Origin of the sequence: Mycobacterium sp. E3251, assembly GCF_001666835.1 — a bacterium.
Classification (GTDB): domain Bacteria; phylum Actinomycetota; class Actinomycetes; order Mycobacteriales; family Mycobacteriaceae; genus Mycobacterium.
In genome coordinates this window covers 172375-189619 of record NZ_LZJF01000141.1, presented here as the reverse complement: position 1 = coordinate 189619, position 17245 = coordinate 172375, and the positions used below count along the sequence as shown (strand labels likewise).

The following is a 17245-nucleotide window of genomic DNA, read 5'->3' as shown; positions in this document are numbered from 1 at the left end:
TGTGCTGATCGCCAACGATCCGGCGTGCGACGGGCAGTGCTGGCTGCGCCGGGCCCAGGAATTCGAGCGGGCGGCGGTGTGAAGGCCGGCTCATTCGTGGGCGTGAAATTGCGCACGCCGTAGTCGCGGTACTCCGCCGAGTGGCGCGACCGCGCCCGGCGACCCGATTCGCCGTAGGGCGGCGTCACCGGCTCGGAGACCGGGCCGGCCCAGGCCTCGTCCGACTCGGTGTGGCGGGCGCGCCGCCGGCCCGACGTTTCGTCGGCCGGTGTGGCGGTCGATTCGGAGCCGGCCCAGTTGCTGCCCGGCGTCCCGGGCGGCAACCACAGTCCCGACGCGCCCGCGGGCTGCCAGCCCTGCGCTTGCGGCTGAGGCGTCGGCTCCGGCTGCGGCGTCGGCTCCGGCTGGGGCGGTGGCGGCGGCTGCTGGCGCGGTTCGAATCGCGGCTCCGGCGGGGGCGGCGCGGCGCTGTACGACGGCTCCGGTTGGGGCGGCGGCCCCGGCTCTTGCGGCGCTTCGTACTGGTGACGGACCCGCTCGCGGCGGGGCTGCGCCTGCCGGGGCGGCAACAGCGGTTCCTCGGGCACGTCGATGATCGCCGTTTCGTCGGCCCGGCCCGCGGGGGTTTCCTGGGGGACGGAGGTGACCCGGTCGCTGGCGACCCAGTCGTAGGGCGCGTCACGCGGGGTTTCGCCGTTGCGGTCCCACTCGCTGTACGCGCGCTCGCGTGGCGCCTCGGTCTCCGGGGTCTCCAGGGCCGGGCGGTGAGCCAGGTCGGTGTCGAACAGGATCTCCAGGCTGGTGCGCAACGCGCTCAGCTCCGCCCGCAGCTCGGCCAGGTCGTCGGCGGCCTGAGCGCGCAGCTCGGAAGCCAATTCGCGGCGTAACTGGGACTCCACCGTCAGCTCGTACTCGCGGCGGGCCGAGATTTCGCGATCCAGCTGCAGGTCGTACACCAGCTTGAGGTCGCGCACGCGGGATTGGTCCGCGTCGCTCTGGCGGCGGTACAGCACCGACACGAAGGCACCGGCGACTGCGGCCCACAGCGCCAGGATTACAGCGAGCTTGAGGAGTTCCACCCGATTGGTGAAAACCAGCGCGGAACTCGCCCCCATCGCGAGGACCAGCAACGCGGTCAAGAGCACCCACCCCGGCCTGCGGCCGCCGCGCCGAACCCGGGCGCCGCGGGACAGAACGGTCATGGCCTGACTGTACCTGCGCGAGGTCATTCCGCGTGTCGCCCTACTCCGGCGATTCTCGCGCGGGTTGGCCGGGGAGCACGACTGGGCTAGTTTTCCGCGCCTTCGCCGTGCTCGGTCTGATCGGGCGGCGACTTGCAGCAATGCTGCAGCCACAGCGCGGCGACGAGTAGTGCCAGCGCGCTGACGGCCGCAACCACGGCGCCGCTCGTGTCCTCGGCGGCCGAACGCAGCCAGGACCGCCGCGGCAGGAAGTACACGAGCACTCCGACCCACCAACCCAGCACCAGCGCGCCCACCCAGGCCGACGCCTTGGCGACCATGAGGCTGCGCGCCACCGCCAGCGGATGCAGCCAGCCGGGGCCGACGCCGATTTCGCCGTCGGTGATCTTGGTCCGCACGTGGCGCGCCCACAGGGCTTCCGCGATGGCCACCGCCAGCAGCGACAGGCCTGTCCAGACCGTGATGGGCGGAAACCACCGGTACAGGGCGGTCACCAGCAGATAACCGACCACCGCAGCGCCGACCACCGCGGCCGAGCAACCCCCGCGGCTGGCCCCGCCGCCCGCGCCGGAACACACGCCCCGACACGGTGGGGTGGACGCGCAGGCGGAGGGCTTGAACGGCACGGGCGAGGGCCCCACGACCGGCGGCCAGTCGGTTGCCGACCTGCTGGCGCGGCTGCAGGTGCAGCCGTCCGAGGGCGGCCGGCGCCGCCGACGCGACGGCTGAGCTGGGAGCTTCCTCACATTGGGTGCCGCCCGGTAATCGACTACAGTTTTAGTGACCGAACGGTACCCACCGACGTGGGACCGGAACGAACGAAGAAATCTGTGAGGTCGTCTGCGATGGTGCAGTTCGACGGTTTGCGCCCGGCCAGGCTCAAGGTGGGCGTCATCTCCGCCGGCCGGGTCGGCACCGCGCTCGGGGTCGCGCTCGAGCGCGCCGACCACGTCGTGGTCGCGTGCAGCGCCATCTCCCACGCGTCCCGCCAGCGGGCGCAGCGTTGGCTGCCCGATACTCCGGTGGTGTCCCCGCCGGAGGTGGCCGCCGACGCCGAGCTACTGCTGCTGGCCGTTCCCGACAGCGAACTCGCCGGCCTGGTGTCCGGGCTGGCCGCGACGTCGTCGGTGCGGCCGGGCACGATCGTCGCCCACACGTCGGGCGCCAACGGGGTGGGCATTCTTGCGCCGCTGACCCAGGACGGGTGCATTCCGCTCGCGATCCACCCGGCGATGACGTTCACCGGCTCCGATGAGGACATCAGCAGGCTGCCTGATACCTGCTTCGGCATCACCGCGGCCGACGAGGTGGGCTATGCGATCGGGCAGTCGCTCGTCCTCGAGATGGGCGGCGAACCGTTCTGCGTGCGTGAGGAGGCGCGGGTGCTCTACCACGCCGCCCTGGCGCATGCGGGCAACCACCTGGTGACGGTGCTCGCCGATGCGCTCGAAGCGTTGCGGGCCGCGCTGCGCGGCAGCGAACTGCTCGGTCAACAGTCCGTCGACGACCAGCCGGGCGGGATCGCCGAACGCATCGTCGGCCCGCTGGCCCGGGCGGCGCTGGAGAACACCCTGCAACGCGGGCAGGCCGCGCTGACCGGTCCGGTCGCGCGCGGCGACGCCGCCGCGGTCGCCGAGCACCTCGGCGCGCTCAACCGGGTCGACCCGGAACTGGCGCAGGCGTACCGGGTGAACGCCCTGCGGACCGCCCGGCGGGCCCACGCCCCCGCCGACGTCGTCGAGGTCCTGGCGGGATGAGACCAGGCAAGCCGCCCGCCTTCAAGGCCGGCGAACTCAACGTCTACTCGCGGCCGCGCGACGTCAGCGACGTCAGCCGCGCTCTGCGCCACACCGGCCGCCGGGTGATGTTGGTGCCGACGATGGGCGCCCTGCACGACGGCCACCTCACCCTGGTGCGCGCCGCCAAGCGGGTACCCGGCTCGGTGGTCGCGGTCTCGATCTTCGTCAACCCGCTCCAGTTCGGCGCCGGGGAAGACCTCGACGCCTACCCGCGGACCCTGGACGACGACCTGGCGCTGCTGCGCGGCGAAGGCGTCGAAATCGTATTCGCGCCGACGGCGGCGGCCATGTATCCGGACGGCCTGCGGACCACCGTGCAGCCCGGTCCGCTGGCCGCCGACCTCGAGGGCGGTCCGCGGCCGACCCACTTCGCCGGCGTGCTGACCGTGGTGTGCAAGCTGCTGCAGATCGTGCGCCCGGACCGAGTGTTCTTCGGCGAGAAGGACTATCAGCAACTGGTGCTGATCCGGCAAATGGTCGCCGACCTGAACCTCGACGTCGCGGTGGTCGGCGTGCCCACCGTCCGCGAAGCCGACGGGCTGGCCATGTCGTCGCGCAACCGCTACCTCGACCCGGGGCAGCGTGAGGCGGCCGTGGCGGTGTCGGCGGCGCTGACGGCGGCGGCGCACGCCGCCGACGCCGGGCCGCGGGCCGCGCTGGACGCGGCGCGGGCGGTGCTCGAGGCGGTGCCCGAGCTCACGGTCGACTACCTCGAGTTGCGCGACCCGGACCTGGGCCCGTTGGGCGGCAACAGAACCGGCCGGTTGCTCGTCGCCGTCCGGCTGGGCAGCACCAGGCTGCTGGACAACATCTCGATCGAGATCGAAACTTCGCCGGCACCCGTGGGGCCGGACGCATATCGGGACACCCGTGAATCATCTTGGAGGAATTGATGCTACGGACGATGCTCAAGTCGAAGATCCACCGCGCCACCGTCACCCAGGCTGACCTGCACTACGTCGGCTCGGTGACCATCGACGCCGATTTGATGGACGCCGCGGACCTGCTCGAGGGCGAGCAGGTGACCATCGTCGACATCGACAACGGTGCCCGCCTGGTGACCTACGCGATCACCGGGGAGCGGGGCAGCGGTGTGATCGGAATCAACGGCGCCGCAGCGCATCTCGTGCACCCCGGCGACCTGGTTATCCTGATCGCGTACGGGACCATGGAAGAGGCCGAGGCGCGGGCGTATGAGCCTCGGATCGTGTTCGTCGACGCCGACAACAAGCCGATCGACCTGGGCCACGACCCGGCCTTCGTGCCCGCGGATGCCGCCGAGCTGTTGGATCCCCGAATCGTTGCGCGGTAGCTGTGCTGCTGGCCATCGACGTCCGTAACACCCACACCGTGGTGGGGCTGATCTCCGGGTCCAAGGAGCACGCAAAGGTCGTGCAGCACTGGCGGATCCGGACCGAGTCCGAGGTGACCGCGGACGAGCTGGCCCTGACCATCGACGGCCTGATCGGCGACGACTCCGAGCGGCTCACCGGCGCGGCCGCCCTGTCCACCGTCCCGTCGGTGCTGCACGAGGTGCGGATCATGCTCGACCAGTACTGGCCGTCGGTGCCGCACGTGTTGATCGAGCCCGGTGTGCGCACCGGCATCCCGCTGCTCGTCGACAACCCGAAAGAAGTGGGCGCCGACCGAATCGTCAACTGCCTGGCCGCATTTCACCGCTTTCAAAGCGCCGCCATCGTGATCGACTTCGGCTCATCGATCTGCGTGGACGTGGTGTCGGCCAAGGGTGAATTTCTCGGCGGCGCGATCGCGCCGGGCGTGCAGGTCTCCTCGGACGCCGCCGCGGCCCGCTCCGCCGCCCTGCGCCGGGTTGAGCTGTCCCGCCCCCGTTCGGTGGTGGGCAAGAACACCGTCGAATGCATGCAGGCCGGAGCCGTATTCGGCTTCGCCGGGCTGGTCGACGGTCTGGTCGGGCGCATTCGCGAGGACGTCGAGGGCTTCGCCGGCGACGACGTGGCGGTGGTGGCGACCGGCCACACGGCGCCGCTGCTGCTGCCCGAGCTGCACACGGCCAGCCATTACGACCAGCATCTGACCCTGCAGGGACTGCGCCTGGTGTTCGAACGCAACCGGGACACCCAGCGCGGTCGGCTGAAAACCGCGCGCTGAGACGGCGTCAACGCAAGCTCAAAGACCAGTCATTTAAGCTGGCACGTCGTGAGTGACGCCGACCCAGCAGACCTGCCCGAGCAGTTCCGCATCCGCCGGGACAAGCGCGCTCGCTTGTTGGCGGAGGGTCGCGAACCGTATCCGGTCGCGATCGAACGCACCCACACCCTGGCGCAGGTACGCGCCGACCATCCCGACCTGCCGATCGACACCGCCACCGACGACGTCGTCGGCATCGCGGGCCGGGTGATGTTCGCGCGCAACTCCGGGAAATTGTGCTTCGCGACACTCCAGGAGGGCGACGGCACCAGCCTGCAGGTGATGATCAGCCTCGACAGGGTGGGCCCCGAAGCGCTCGAGGCTTGGAAGGCCGACGTCGACCTCGGGGACATCGTTTACGTGCACGGCAACGTGATCAGCTCACGCCGCGGCGAATTATCCGTTCTGGCCGATTCGTGGCAAATGGCGGCGAAATCGTTGCGACCGCTGCCGGTGGCCCACAAGGAGATGAGCGAAGAGGCGCGGGTGCGCCAGCGTTACGTCGACCTCATCGTCCGGCCCCAGGCCAGGACGGTGGCGCGGCAGCGGATCGCCGTCGTCCGCGCGATTCGCAACTCGCTCGAACGGCGCGGGTTTCTCGAAGTCGAAACGCCTATGTTGCAGACGCTGGCGGGGGGCGCGGCGGCGCGACCGTTCGTCACGCATTCCAATGCTCTCGACATGGATCTGTACCTGCGGATCGCGCCGGAACTGTTCCTCAAGCGCTGCATCGTCGGGGGTTTTGACAAGGTCTTCGAAGTAAATCGAGTCTTCCGAAACGAAGGCGCCGATTCCACGCATTCTCCGGAATTCTCCATGCTGGAGACCTACCAGGCGTACGGAACCTATGACGATTCGGCGGTCGTCACGCGTGAGCTTATTCAAGAGGTCGCCGATGAGGCGATCGGAACCCGACAACTACCGCTGCCCGACGGGAGTGTCTACGACATAGACGGAGAATGGGCGTCGATTCAAATGTACCCGTCGCTGTCTGCGGCACTCGGTGAAGAGATCACCCCCGAGACGTCGGTGGAGCGGCTGTGGGCCATCGCGGACCGGCTCGGAGTCGAGATCGCCCGCGATCGCGGCTACGGGCACGGAAAGCTCGTCGAGGAACTCTGGGAGCACACGGTGGGGGACACGCTGACTGCGCCGACCTTCGTGCGGGACTTTCCGGTTGAGACAACGCCTTTGACGCGTCAGCACCGCAGCATCCCCGGGGTGACCGAGAAGTGGGACCTCTACGTGCGCGGCGTGGAACTGGCCACCGGGTACTCCGAATTGAACGACCCCGTCGTGCAGCGGGAGAGATTCGCCGCGCAGGCCCGCGCCGCGGCGGCCGGCGACGACGAAGCCATGGTGCTCGACGAAGACTTTCTTGCCGCCCTCGAGTATGCGATGCCGCCGTGCACCGGAACGGGAATGGGTATCGATCGGTTGTTGATGTCTTTGACCGGACTGTCAATTCGAGAGACAGTTTTGTTCCCGATTGTTCGGCCGCACTCCACTTGAAAAGTGCAACTGTGCGGCTTGGGTCCGGATTGAGTATGCTGCGTTGTTATGGCAGATTGAGACCCGGGGAGGCTCACCCAATCTGCTCGGCATCTGATCAGGACGAAATGCGAGGATAAGCTAATGGCGAAAAAAGTGACCGTCACCTTGGTCGATGATTTCGACGGTGCCGGCGCAGCCGACGAAACGGTCGAATTCGGCCTTGACGGGGTGACCTATGAGATTGACCTTTCGTCCAAGAATGCCGCGAAACTCCGCAGCGACCTGAAGCAGTGGGTGGAAGCCGGCCGTCGGGTCGGGGGCCGGCGGCGCGGCCGTTCCGGGTCCGGCCGCGGCCGTGGCGCGATCGACCGTGAGCAAAGCGCGGCGATCCGCGAGTGGGCTCGCCGAAACGGTCACAACGTGTCGACGCGCGGCCGCATCCCGGCCGACGTCATCGACGCGTTCCACGCGGCGACCTGACAAAGCTCTCACCGGCGTCCGGGCGGCAGGCCCGGGCGCCGGTTTTCGTTTCGCTGGCCGCGAAAAAGATCACCGGTGACCAAGGAAACGAATTGGCACTCCGCCACGTTGGTTCAGTTACGGCGCTGTAATCACAGGGAGATTGCCCGAAACGGGCCCCGCGGGTCCTGAACAGCAAGGAACCGCAAGGTTATGCCCCCTGGCAGGCCGACCATTACAGTGGATGGCAGGTATGCGAATCCGGCCCCAACGGGGACCGGTGGGCCACTGAGAGGCTAGTACCGATGGTGAGGGAGAGCAGGTAACCACCGATGTTTGAACGATTTACCGACCGTGCCCGCAGGGTCGTCGTCCTGGCGCAAGAAGAGGCCCGGATGCTCAACCACAACTACATCGGCACCGAGCACATCCTGTTGGGTCTGATTCACGAGGGCGAGGGCGTCGCCGCCAAGTCCCTGGAGTCGCTGGGCATCTCCCTCGAAGGCGTCCGCAGCCAGGTCGAGGAGATCATCGGCCAGGGCCAGCAGGCGCCGTCGGGACACATCCCGTTCACGCCGCGCGCCAAGAAGGTTCTCGAGCTGAGCCTGCGCGAGGCGCTGCAGCTCGGCCACAACTACATCGGCACCGAGCACATCCTGCTGGGCCTCATCCGCGAGGGTGAGGGCGTGGCCGCTCAGGTGTTGGTGAAGCTGGGCGCCGAGCTGACCCGAGTGCGCCAGCAGGTCATCCAGCTGCTGAGCGGTTACCAGGGCAAGGAGGCCGCGGAGGCCGGGACCGGTGGCCGAGGTGGCGAATCGGGCAGCCCGTCAACCTCGTTGGTGCTCGACCAGTTCGGGCGCAACCTGACGGCCGCCGCGATGGAAGGCAAGCTCGACCCGGTCATCGGCCGTGAAAAGGAAATCGAGCGCGTGATGCAGGTGCTGAGCCGGCGCACCAAGAACAACCCGGTGCTGATCGGCGAGCCCGGCGTCGGCAAGACCGCCGTCGTCGAGGGCCTGGCGCAGGCGATCGTGCACGGCCAGGTCCCGGAGACGCTGAAGGACAAGCAGCTCTACACGCTGGACCTCGGTTCGCTGGTGGCCGGCTCGCGCTACCGCGGTGACTTCGAGGAACGCCTGAAGAAGGTGCTCAAGGAGATCAACACCCGCGGCGACATCATCCTGTTCATCGACGAGCTGCACACGCTGGTCGGTGCGGGTGCCGCCGAGGGCGCGATCGACGCGGCCAGCATCCTCAAGCCCAAGCTGGCCCGCGGTGAGCTGCAGACCATCGGCGCCACCACACTCGACGAGTACCGCAAGTACATCGAGAAGGACGCCGCCCTGGAGCGCCGCTTCCAGCCGGTGCAGGTGGGTGAGCCGACGGTGGAGCACACCATCGAGATCCTCAAGGGTCTGCGCGACCGCTACGAGGCGCACCACCGGGTGTCCATCACCGACTCGGCGCTGGTGGCCGCGGCCACCCTGGCCGACCGCTACATCAACGACCGGTTCCTGCCGGACAAGGCGATCGACCTGATCGACGAGGCCGGCGCCCGGATGCGGATCCGCCGCATGACCGCGCCGCCAGACCTGCGCGAGTTCGACGAGAAGATCGCCGAGGCGCGCCGGGAGAAGGAATCGGCCATCGACGCCCAGGACTTCGAGAAGGCGGCCAGCCTGCGCGACCGCGAGAAGACTCTGGTTGCTCAGCGCGCCGAGCGCGAAAAGCAGTGGCGCTCAGGTGATCTCGACGTGGTCGCCGAGGTCGACGACGAGCAGATCGCCGAGGTGCTGGGCAACTGGACCGGCATCCCGGTGTTCAAGCTCACCGAGGCGGAGACCACCCGCCTGCTGCGCATGGAGGATGAGCTGCACAAGCGGATCATCGGCCAGGTGGACGCGGTCAAGGCCGTCTCCAAGGCGATCCGGCGTACCCGCGCCGGGCTGAAGGATCCGAAGCGCCCGTCCGGTTCGTTCATCTTCGCCGGCCCGTCCGGCGTGGGTAAGACCGAGCTGTCCAAGGCGCTGGCCAACTTCCTGTTCGGCGACGACGACGCGCTCATCCAGATCGACATGGGCGAGTTCCACGACCGGTTCACCGCGTCGCGGCTGTTCGGTGCCCCGCCGGGATACGTCGGCTACGAAGAGGGCGGCCAGCTCACCGAGAAGGTCCGGCGCAAGCCGTTCTCCGTGGTGCTGTTCGACGAGATCGAGAAGGCCCACCAGGAGATCTACAACAGCCTGTTGCAGGTCCTCGAGGACGGCCGGCTCACCGACGGGCAGGGACGCACGGTGGACTTCAAGAACACCGTGCTGATCTTCACCTCGAACCTCGGTACGTCCGACATCTCGAAGCCGGTCGGCCTGGGCTTCACCCAGGGTGGCGGTGAGAACAACTACGAGCGGATGAAGCAGAAGGTCAACGACGAGCTGAAGAAGCACTTCCGCCCGGAGTTCCTCAACCGCATCGACGACATCATCGTCTTCCACCAGCTGACCAAGGACGAGATCATTCAGATGGTCGACCTGATGATCGGCCGGGTGGGCAACCAGCTCAAGGCCAAGGACATGGCTATGGAGCTGACCGACAAGGCGAAGGCGTTGCTGGCGAAGCGGGGCTTCGACCCGGTGCTGGGTGCTCGCCCGCTGCGGCGCACCATCCAGCGCGAGATCGAGGACCAGCTGTCCGAGAAGATCCTCTTCGAGGAGGTCGGGCCGGGACAGATCGTCACGGTCGACGTCGACAACTGGGACGGCGAGAGCGCCGGCGAGGACGCGGTGTTCACCTTCACCGGGACCCGCAAGCCGCCGGCCGAGCCGGACCTGGCGAAGGCCGGGGCGCACGCGGCCCCCGAAACGCCGTAGCACTCCAGCAAACGGGCGGTTAATCTCTGACCGGATTAACCGCCCGTTTTGCTGCGCACTGAAGAGGACCGAGATCTGCGCGTACGCACGACGGTTCAGGCCACACCGGTCACCGAGGCGCGAATATACGGCGAGCCAGCTGCGTTACGGCGCCCCGCCGCCACAACATTGACCCGCGGTTTACACTGACTTCGTCCTGACGGGCAACGGAATCTGGTGAAAGTCCAGAACGGCCGCGCCACTGTAGATAGTCAGACCCATGGCCCGTCATCCCCAGCGGGGACGCGTGAATCCCCGGAAGGAGCGCCATCGTGTCGAATCCCGAGCTGACCGGCAGCCGCACCCGATCGGTTGACCTGTCGGCGGCAAGTGCCGCGGTCTGGTTGGCGACAACCGCTTTCCTGGCGCTGTTGGCGCTCTACTTCGTCGGCGTCGACCAGGGCGCGGTCTCGCTCTTCGGCAGCGATTCGCACGTGCACGAGTTCATGCACGACGCGCGGCACCTGCTCGGCTTCCCCTGCCACTGATCGCGTGGAGAAGCGTCTGATCGGGCGCGGCCTGCTGGCGGGTGCAGTCGGCGCGGTACTGGCTTTCGCCTTCGCCCGCCTCTGCGCCGAGCCGGTGATCGGCCGCGCGATCGCTTTCGAGGACGGCCGCGCCGACGCCGAGAACGCCCATGGCGTGCACGAGCACGGCGCCGAGTTGTTCAGCCGCGGAGTCCAGTCCAATGCCGGGTTGGGTTTCGGTGTACTCATCTTCGGCCTCGCGATGGGCGCGTTGTTCGGAGTGCTGTTCTGCCTCGTCGCCGCGCGCGCGACAAAGGTTGGGGCGCGGTCGCTTTCGCTACTGCTGGCGGCGACCGCATTCGTCGCGGTCTACCTGGTGCCGTTCGTGAAGTATCCGCCGAATCCACCGGCGGTGGGTCAGGCCGACACGATCGGGGCGCGCACCGGCTGGTATTTGGTGATGGTGCTGGCGTCGGTGGCGTCGGCCGTCGCCGCGGCGTGGCTGGCGCGGGGTCTGACGGCCCGGTTCGGCGCGTGGAACGGCCGGCTGCTCGCGGCGGGCGGATACATCGCGGCGGTCGCGGTGGTGATGATGCTGCTGCCGAACGTCGACGAGACACCCGGACCGCTGCGCGACGCGTCGGGCGCGATCGTCTATCCGGGCTTCCCCGCCGACGTCCTCTACGAATTCAGGGTGCTGTCGCTGGCCGCGCAGCTGGTGTTGTGGGTGACCATCGGCGTGGTGTTCGCGACGCTCGCCGGGCGGTTGCTGGAGGAGCGCGCCGGGAGCGGACGGGCATCGAGCATCGCGGCGTGACCGAGGTCGTCCGGCTGACGTTGGTGTCGCACGCGATGACGGATGCCATGGCGGCCGCGCGTTTCCCCGGCGACGAACCCCTCAACGCCACGGGCCGTCGACAGGCCGAAGCCTACGACGCCGAATTGAGCCCTAACGCAAAACATTTCACCGGTCCCGAGCGACGGGCCTGTCAAACGGCGGACCTGCTGGGGCTGGACGCCGCAACCGATCCATTGCTGGCCGACCTCAATTGCGCTCGATGGCAGGGGAAGGGTCCTCAGGACGTGCCGCCCGGCGACCTGACGGTCTGGCTGACCGATCCCGCCCGGGCGCCGCACGGCGGCGAGTCGATCGCCGACCTGATGGCGCGGGTGGACCGATGGCTGAATTCGCTGACCGAGAGCACGTCGGCAATCACCGCGGTGACGCACCCCGCGGTGATCCGGGCGGCGGTCCTGCTGGCACTGGACGCGCCCGCGAAGTCGTTCTGGCGGATCGACATCGCGCCGGTCACTCGAGTCGTCCTGCATTACCGAGGCGGCCGCTGGACGCTGCGCTGGTAAGTCTCAGCGCGGCGCGATCAGCGCGAAGGTCTGCTTGGCGACCTGCAGCATCCACCCGGTGACGGTCGGCCCATGGTCGCGCGGCCAGTTGAGCTGGAAGCTGACCACGTACGGCTGCCGGTTCTTGTCGACGGCGTACCAGCTGAAGGTCAGATCACCGGGCAGCCCACCGGCTTTCGCGCCGATGTACGGCCAGACGTTGTGGTCCAGTTGGATGCCCGCCACCGCGGAGAGGATCTGCCTGACCGGTGCGGCCTTACCGACGGCGTCGGCCTGCAGGGCCGCATGGACGCGGCAGATGTCCTCGGCGTTGCCGTACCACTCCGCGCCGTAGGACGATGCCGGGGAGTGGGCGCGGATCGGATCGGGTTCGTAGGGAGTCGAATTCGCCTGCTCCAACAGCTGGGCGCGGACTTGTGCTGATCCATGCTGCCACTGGGCGCGAAGGTCCGGCTTACCCCAGCCGACCGAGAACAGCTCGTACATCGTGGGGAACGGCGTCATGCTGGCCGGGTCGTGGTGGCCCGCCGTGGCGAGCGCTTCGGAGATGGCGTTCGTGCCCAGCTTTCCGATCAGCAGGTCGGTCGCCATGTTGTCGCTGGTCGCGATCATCTTCTCGGCGGCCGTCCGCACCGAAACCTGCGCTCCGGCAGGCAGTTGCAAACCGGACGAGCCCACGGCGAGGCTCTTGTCGGTGACGGTCAGCTGATCGTCCCAGGCGACCGTTCCGTCCTTGATGGCACCCGCCAGGGCGTGCAGCACGTACAACTTGAAAATCGATGCGAGCGGCAAAGATTCACTGGTGTTGGTGCCCGCGACCCGATCGCAGTGTCCGTTGTCGACCTTCGCGACCTGGTAGGAGTAGCGGGCGCCGGTCTTGCTCAACACCGCATCGATGTCGTGCCACGAATCGATCTTCGGTGCCTGCGTGTCCAGGTCGAACCGATCGACCCATCCGCCGTCGTCGGTGTGGATGCGGATGTCTTGTCGCGCACCGTAGGAGGACGTCAGGTGCAACGTGGCCACGCTGGCGCCCAGATCAACGGCGTTGAGGGTGAACGGCCGATCCCACCAAAGCGACTCCATGGTGGTCTCCACCGATTTCACCATGTCGGGTGCGGCGAGGGTGCCGACGCCGACCGGGCCGATGGGCCAGTCCGAGTTGAGCATGTCCAGCGTCTGCTGTGCCCGGATTCCGGGTGGCGTCCGCACGTCGATCTGCCGGCCGGGGTTGGCCGCGTTCGCCTGCGGCGAGGGGGAGGAGGTGCAACCGGGCGCGAACGTGACTACCAGTGCGGCGGCGGCACTCAACGCCACCGCGCGGCGCCGGGCCGAGTACCCGCTAGCCAGCCTGCTTGTTGCCGGCAACGTCCATCACAACCTCGAATTCGAGCAGGGAGGCCCCGGTCGCCACCGGGTTGGCTCGCTCGCCCGCATGGGCCTGGATAGCGGGTCCTTGCGCCCACGCCTGAAATGCCTCCTCGGACTCCCACTGAGTCACGACGAAGTAGCGGTCCTCGCCCTTGATCGGGCGCAGCAGCTGAAACCCGAGGAAGCCGGGCTGATTGTCGACCGCGTGTGCCCGGTGTGCGAACCGCTTCTCCAGTTCCGGGCCGGCGTCGGCCGGCACTTCGATTGCGTTGATCTTCACCACTGGCGGCATGCGGCTAGGCTACCCCTTCGCCCGGCCTGTCCATCCGCAGGGCGGGGCACGCAGGATGGTGATATGCCCGGTGAACTGCTGACTTGCCGCGGAGGCCAAGGCGCGCCGTTGGTGCTGGTGCACGGCCTGATGGGGCGCGGCTCCACGTGGTCGCGGCAGCTGCCGTGGCTGACCCGGCTTGGAGTGGTGTACACCTACGACGCCTTGTGGCATCGGGGGCGCGGCGTCGACGACCCGAACCCGGTCGGCACCGAACGTTTCGTGGCCGACCTGGCCGACGCGGTGAGCGCGCTGGAGACGCCGGTCACGCTGGTCGGGCATTCGATGGGCGCCCTGCACTCGTGGTGTCTGGCCGCGGAGCGTCCGGAACTCGTCTCCGCGCTGGTGCTCGAGGACATGGCGCCCGATTTCCGGGGCCGCACCACCGGTCCGTGGGAACCGTGGCTGCACGCACTGCCGGTCGAATTCGGTTCCGCAGAGCGGGTATTCGAGGAGTTCGGAACCGTTGCCGGGCAGTACTTCCTGGAGGCCTTCGACCGTACCGCCACCGGTTGGCGCCTGCACGGACACACCGCGCGGTGGATCGAGATCGCCGCCGAATGGGGCACGCGCCACTATTGGGAGCAGTGGCGGGCGGTGCGGGCCCCGGCGCTGCTCATCGAGGCCGGCAACTCTGTGACGCCGCCGGGCCAGATGCGGGAGATGGCTGAAATGAACCCAGCTGCAACGTATTTGCATGTGCCCGAGGCCGGTCACCTGATTCACGACGAGGCGCCGCAGGTGTACCGCGACGCGATCGAATCTTTCTTGGCGACGTTGCCTGCCCGCGGCTGACTCTCGCGGGCCGCCCGCCGATGTGACGACGCGCGAGAACGCATGATAAATTCTTCAATTGTTAGAAGCATGTAGTCTTCAGGAGACTTTCTGTGACGGAGCCGCTGTACAAGCTCAAGGCCGAGTTCTTCAAGACGCTGGGGCACCCTGCGCGGATCAGGATCCTCGAGCTACTGGTGGCCGGCGACAAGACGGTGGCCGAACTGCTGCCCGAGGTCGGGCTCGAAGCATCGAACCTGTCCCAGCAGCTCGGCGTTCTGCGCCGGGCCGGTGTGGTCGAGGCGCTGCGGGATGGCAACACGATGATCTACTCGATCGCCTCCCCGGACATCGCAGAACTGCTGACGGTGGCCCGCAAGGTACTCACCGGGGTCCTGAGCGACCGCGTGGCGATGCTGGAAGGCCTGCGCGCCGGCGGCGCGGGGTAGCGCCCGTGGGCTGGATCAGCAAAGCCTTGCGCGTCGGCCGGATCGCCGAACCCGCACCCCCGGCACCGGAGGCGACGACCGAGCCGCCCGCCGGGGTGCGCGGTTCGCTGCAGATCCGGCACGTCGACGCGGGTTCGTGCAATGGGTGCGAGGTGGAGATCGCGGGTGCCTTCGGACCGGTCTACGACGCCGAACGATTCGGTGCCCGCTTGGTGGCCTCCCCGCGGCACGCGGACGCGCTCCTGGTGACCGGTGTCGTGACGCACAACATGGCCGGCCCCCTGCGCGCAACGATCGAGGCCACGCCGCGGCCGCGGCGGGTGATCGCCTGCGGGGACTGCGCCATCGATCGAGGGGTGTTCGGCGACGCCTACGGTGTGGCCGGCTCGGTCGGCGAGACGGTGCACGTGGACGTGGAGATACCGGGATGCCCGCCGACGCCGAGCCAGATCGTCGCGGCCCTGCGGTCGGTGACAGGCAGGTGACCGCCAGCTTGGCGGCCAGCGTGGCGCCGGAACCAAAGCTGTTGCACCGCAGCGGTTTATCGTCTATCGGCGCGGGCGCGCTGACCTCGTTGCTGGGCGCCGCGGGGGTATGGGTCGGCGGCCTGGGAATGTTCGGGTCGGTGCGCGCCGTCCGCATCGGGTGGTTGCTCCCGCTGGCGGGCGTCGAGCTGAGGCTCGATCCGCTCGGCGGATTCTTCATGGCGCTCACGGGGGCGGTCGCGCTGGCGGTCGGGCTGTACACGATCGGGTACGCGCGGCGCGAGCGGCTGGGCCCGGTCGCCCTGGCCGTTCTGCCGGCGTTCGTCGCGGCGATGCTGCTGGTGCCCGCCGCGGGGTCGGTCACCACGTTCCTGCTGGTGTGGGAGTTGATGGCGGTCGCGTCGCTCGTCTTGGTGCTGACCGACCACACTCGGCCCATGGTCCGCTCGGCCGGCCTGATGTACGCCGTGATGACCCAGTTGGGGTTCGTGGCGATACTGGTCGGACTGCTGGTGTTGTCGGCGGCGGGCGGCGCGGACCGGTTCGCCGACCTGCACCGGATACCGCAGGGGGCGCGCACCGCGGCGTTCCTGCTGACGCTGGCGGGGTTCGGTTCTAAGGCCGGGCTGGTGCCGCTGCACGCGTGGCTGCCGCGCGCCCACCCGGAGGCGCCGAGTCCCGTTTCGGCGCTGATGAGCGCGGCGATGGTCAACCTCGGGGTCTACGGCATCTGCCGCGTCGATTTACAGCTGCTCGGCCCGGGGCCGCGGTGGTGGGGGCTCACTTTGATGGTCGTCGGTGGGGTGTCCGCGCTCTACGGCGTGGTGCAGGCCTCGGTGGCCACGGATCTCAAACGGCTACTTGCCTATTCGACCACCGAGAACCTCGGACTGATTACCTTGGCGTTGGGGGCGGCCACGCTGTTCGCGGCGGCCGGCGCGAACGCTCCGGCGACGATCGCCGCGGCCGCCGCCATGCTGCACCTCGTCGCGCACGCCGCATTCAAGAGCCTCGGGTTCCTCGCCGCCGGGTCGGTGCTGGCCGCCACCGGGCTGCGTGACCTCGACCGGCTGGGCGGTCTGGCCCGCCGGATGCCGGTTACGACCAGCCTCTTCGGGGTTGCCGCGCTCGGCGCGTCCGGGCTGCCGCTGGGCGCTGGGTTCGTCAGCGAGTGGCTGCTGCTGCAGTCCCTGATCCACTCCGCGCGAGAACACTCCGCCGTCCTGGCATTGACCACGCCGCTCGCGGTCGGCGCGGTCGCGCTCACCACGGGGCTGGGCGTGGCGGCAATGGTCAAGGCGTTCGGTATCGGATTTCTGGCGCGACCGCGCACCGAACAGGCCGCCCAGGCGCGCGAGGCACCGCACACCATGCTGGCCGGTATGGCCCTCGCGGCCGCCGCCTGCCTGATGCTGGCCGTGGCGCCCGCGGTCGTTGCGTCCGCGCTGCACCAGGCGGTCGCCGCGCTGCCGGCGGCCCGGCCAACGGAATTCACCAGTCTCGGCGCCATGGTCCGCCTGCCGGGGGTACCGGGCTCGATCGCACCCGGCGTGATCGCCGCCGGCGTGGTGGTGGCCACGCTGACCGCGGCCACGCTGGCCCGTTGGCGCCGGAGCCGGCGCCCGGCGCCGGCCACACTGCCGCCGTGGGCCTGTGGCGCCGACGATCTCACCGCACGGATGCAATACACGGCCACGTCGTTCGCCGAGCCGCTGCAACGGATATTCGACGACATCCTGCGACCCGACACCGACATCGAAGTCACCCACAGCATCGAATCCCGTTATCTGGCGGACAAAATCACCTACCGCACCAGAATCGCGGACGCGATCGAGGAACGCTGCTACGCGCCGGTGATCCGGGGAGTCGGGGTGGCGGCGGCCCTGATGCGGCGCGCCCACACCGGCAGCGTGCACCTGTATCTGGCCTATGGTGCGCTCGGCGTGCTCATCGTGCTGGTAGTTGCCCGATGAATGT

Annotated in this window: 18 protein-coding genes; 14 read left to right on the top strand and 4 right to left on the bottom strand. The window is 68.7% G+C overall.

The window, feature by feature from the left end; genetic code table 11:
- Together A5697_RS28115 and A5697_RS17705 are read right to left on the bottom strand one after the other, a co-directional pair.
- Window positions 1-1202, bottom strand: a 1202-nt coding sequence (locus A5697_RS28115; protein ID WP_197501043.1) for a DUF6779 domain-containing protein, incomplete at its 3' end; no start/stop codon positions are given.
- Window positions 1203-1288: 86 nt separating this feature from the next.
- Window positions 1289-1780: a DUF3180 domain-containing protein gene (locus A5697_RS17705; RefSeq protein ID WP_068011520.1), complete on the bottom strand. Its 492-nt coding sequence runs from the start codon at window positions 1778-1780 to the stop codon at window positions 1289-1291.
- A 267-nt stretch (window positions 1781-2047) separates the two neighbouring features.
- On the opposite strand from A5697_RS17705, the gene A5697_RS17700 reads away from it, so the two are divergent.
- The 10 genes from A5697_RS17700 (at window position 2048) to A5697_RS17655 (ending at window position 11858) form a co-directional block, all read left to right on the top strand.
- Window positions 2048-2959 carry a Rossmann-like and DUF2520 domain-containing protein gene (locus tag A5697_RS17700; RefSeq protein WP_067949810.1) on the top strand — a complete coding sequence of 304 codons (912 nt, stop codon included), beginning with the start codon at window positions 2048-2050 and terminating at the stop codon, window positions 2957-2959.
- Window positions 2956-3894 carry a pantoate--beta-alanine ligase gene (panC, locus tag A5697_RS17695; RefSeq protein ID WP_068011519.1) on the top strand — a complete coding sequence of 313 codons (939 nt, stop codon included), beginning with the start codon at window positions 2956-2958 and terminating at the stop codon, window positions 3892-3894. Before A5697_RS17700 ends, panC begins: the two co-directional genes overlap by 4 nt.
- Complete coding sequence (gene panD / locus A5697_RS17690; protein WP_067949806.1) at window positions 3894-4313, top strand: aspartate 1-decarboxylase; 420 nt, start codon at window positions 3894-3896, stop codon at window positions 4311-4313. The genes panC and panD overlap by 1 nt, the downstream gene beginning before the upstream one ends.
- A gap of 2 nt (window positions 4314-4315) precedes the next feature.
- The gene (locus tag A5697_RS17685; protein ID WP_066955511.1) at window positions 4316-5131 is read left to right on the top strand and encodes a type III pantothenate kinase; all 816 of its coding nucleotides are present in this window, start codon (window positions 4316-4318) and stop codon (window positions 5129-5131) included.
- 48 nt (window positions 5132-5179) lie between these two features.
- Entirely contained in the window at window positions 5180-6682 is a 1503-nt protein-coding gene (lysS, locus tag A5697_RS17680; protein WP_068011518.1) for a lysine--tRNA ligase, read from the top strand.
- Window positions 6683-6805: 123 nt separating this feature from the next.
- Window positions 6806-7144, top strand: a complete 339-nt coding sequence (lsr2, locus tag A5697_RS17675) for a histone-like nucleoid-structuring protein Lsr2 (RefSeq protein WP_066955505.1) — start codon at window positions 6806-6808, stop codon at window positions 7142-7144.
- 311 nt (window positions 7145-7455) lie between these two features.
- Entirely contained in the window at window positions 7456-9990 is a 2535-nt protein-coding gene (clpC1, locus tag A5697_RS17670; RefSeq protein ID WP_067944934.1) for an ATP-dependent protease ATP-binding subunit ClpC, read from the top strand.
- Between the two features lie 311 nt (window positions 9991-10301).
- Entirely contained in the window at window positions 10302-10517 is a 216-nt protein-coding gene (locus tag A5697_RS17665) for a CbtB domain-containing protein (RefSeq protein ID WP_067944937.1), read from the top strand.
- 4 nt (window positions 10518-10521) lie between these two features.
- Window positions 10522-11313, top strand: coding sequence for a CbtA family protein (locus A5697_RS17660; protein ID WP_068011517.1), 792 nt, complete (start codon window positions 10522-10524; stop codon window positions 11311-11313).
- Window positions 11310-11858 (top strand): histidine phosphatase family protein, encoded by a 549-nt coding sequence (locus A5697_RS17655; RefSeq protein WP_067944939.1) that lies wholly within the window; start codon window positions 11310-11312, stop codon window positions 11856-11858. The genes A5697_RS17660 and A5697_RS17655 overlap by 4 nt, the downstream gene beginning before the upstream one ends.
- 3 nt (window positions 11859-11861) lie before the next feature.
- Here A5697_RS17655 and A5697_RS17650 read toward each other — a convergent pair whose 3' ends face one another.
- The gene (locus A5697_RS17650; protein ID WP_068011516.1) at window positions 11862-13226 is read right to left on the bottom strand and encodes a serine hydrolase; all 1365 of its coding nucleotides are present in this window, start codon (window positions 13224-13226) and stop codon (window positions 11862-11864) included.
- Entirely contained in the window at window positions 13201-13521 is a 321-nt protein-coding gene (gene mhuD / locus A5697_RS17645) for a mycobilin-forming heme oxygenase MhuD (protein ID WP_068011515.1), read from the bottom strand. Before mhuD ends, A5697_RS17650 begins: the two co-directional genes overlap by 26 nt.
- A gap of 63 nt (window positions 13522-13584) precedes the next feature.
- Between mhuD and A5697_RS17640 the strand changes: the two genes are divergently transcribed.
- The 4 genes from A5697_RS17640 to A5697_RS17625 all read left to right on the top strand — a co-directional run bounded on the left by A5697_RS17640 (window position 13585) and on the right by A5697_RS17625 (window position 17241).
- Window positions 13585-14355, top strand: a complete 771-nt coding sequence (locus tag A5697_RS17640; protein ID WP_068011514.1) for an alpha/beta fold hydrolase — start codon at window positions 13585-13587, stop codon at window positions 14353-14355.
- A 92-nt stretch (window positions 14356-14447) separates the two neighbouring features.
- Window positions 14448-14783: a lsr2/espR transcriptional regulator gene (locus A5697_RS17635; protein WP_067944945.1), complete on the top strand. Its 336-nt coding sequence runs from the start codon at window positions 14448-14450 to the stop codon at window positions 14781-14783.
- A 5-nt stretch (window positions 14784-14788) separates the two neighbouring features.
- Window positions 14789-15268: an NADH-quinone oxidoreductase subunit B family protein gene (locus A5697_RS17630; RefSeq protein WP_067944946.1), complete on the top strand. Its 480-nt coding sequence runs from the start codon at window positions 14789-14791 to the stop codon at window positions 15266-15268.
- A gap of 65 nt (window positions 15269-15333) precedes the next feature.
- A complete protein-coding gene (locus tag A5697_RS17625) occupies window positions 15334-17241 on the top strand; it encodes a proton-conducting transporter membrane subunit (RefSeq protein WP_231972096.1) in 1908 nt (635 codons plus the stop codon).
- The last annotated feature ends 4 nt before the right edge of the window (window positions 17242-17245 follow it).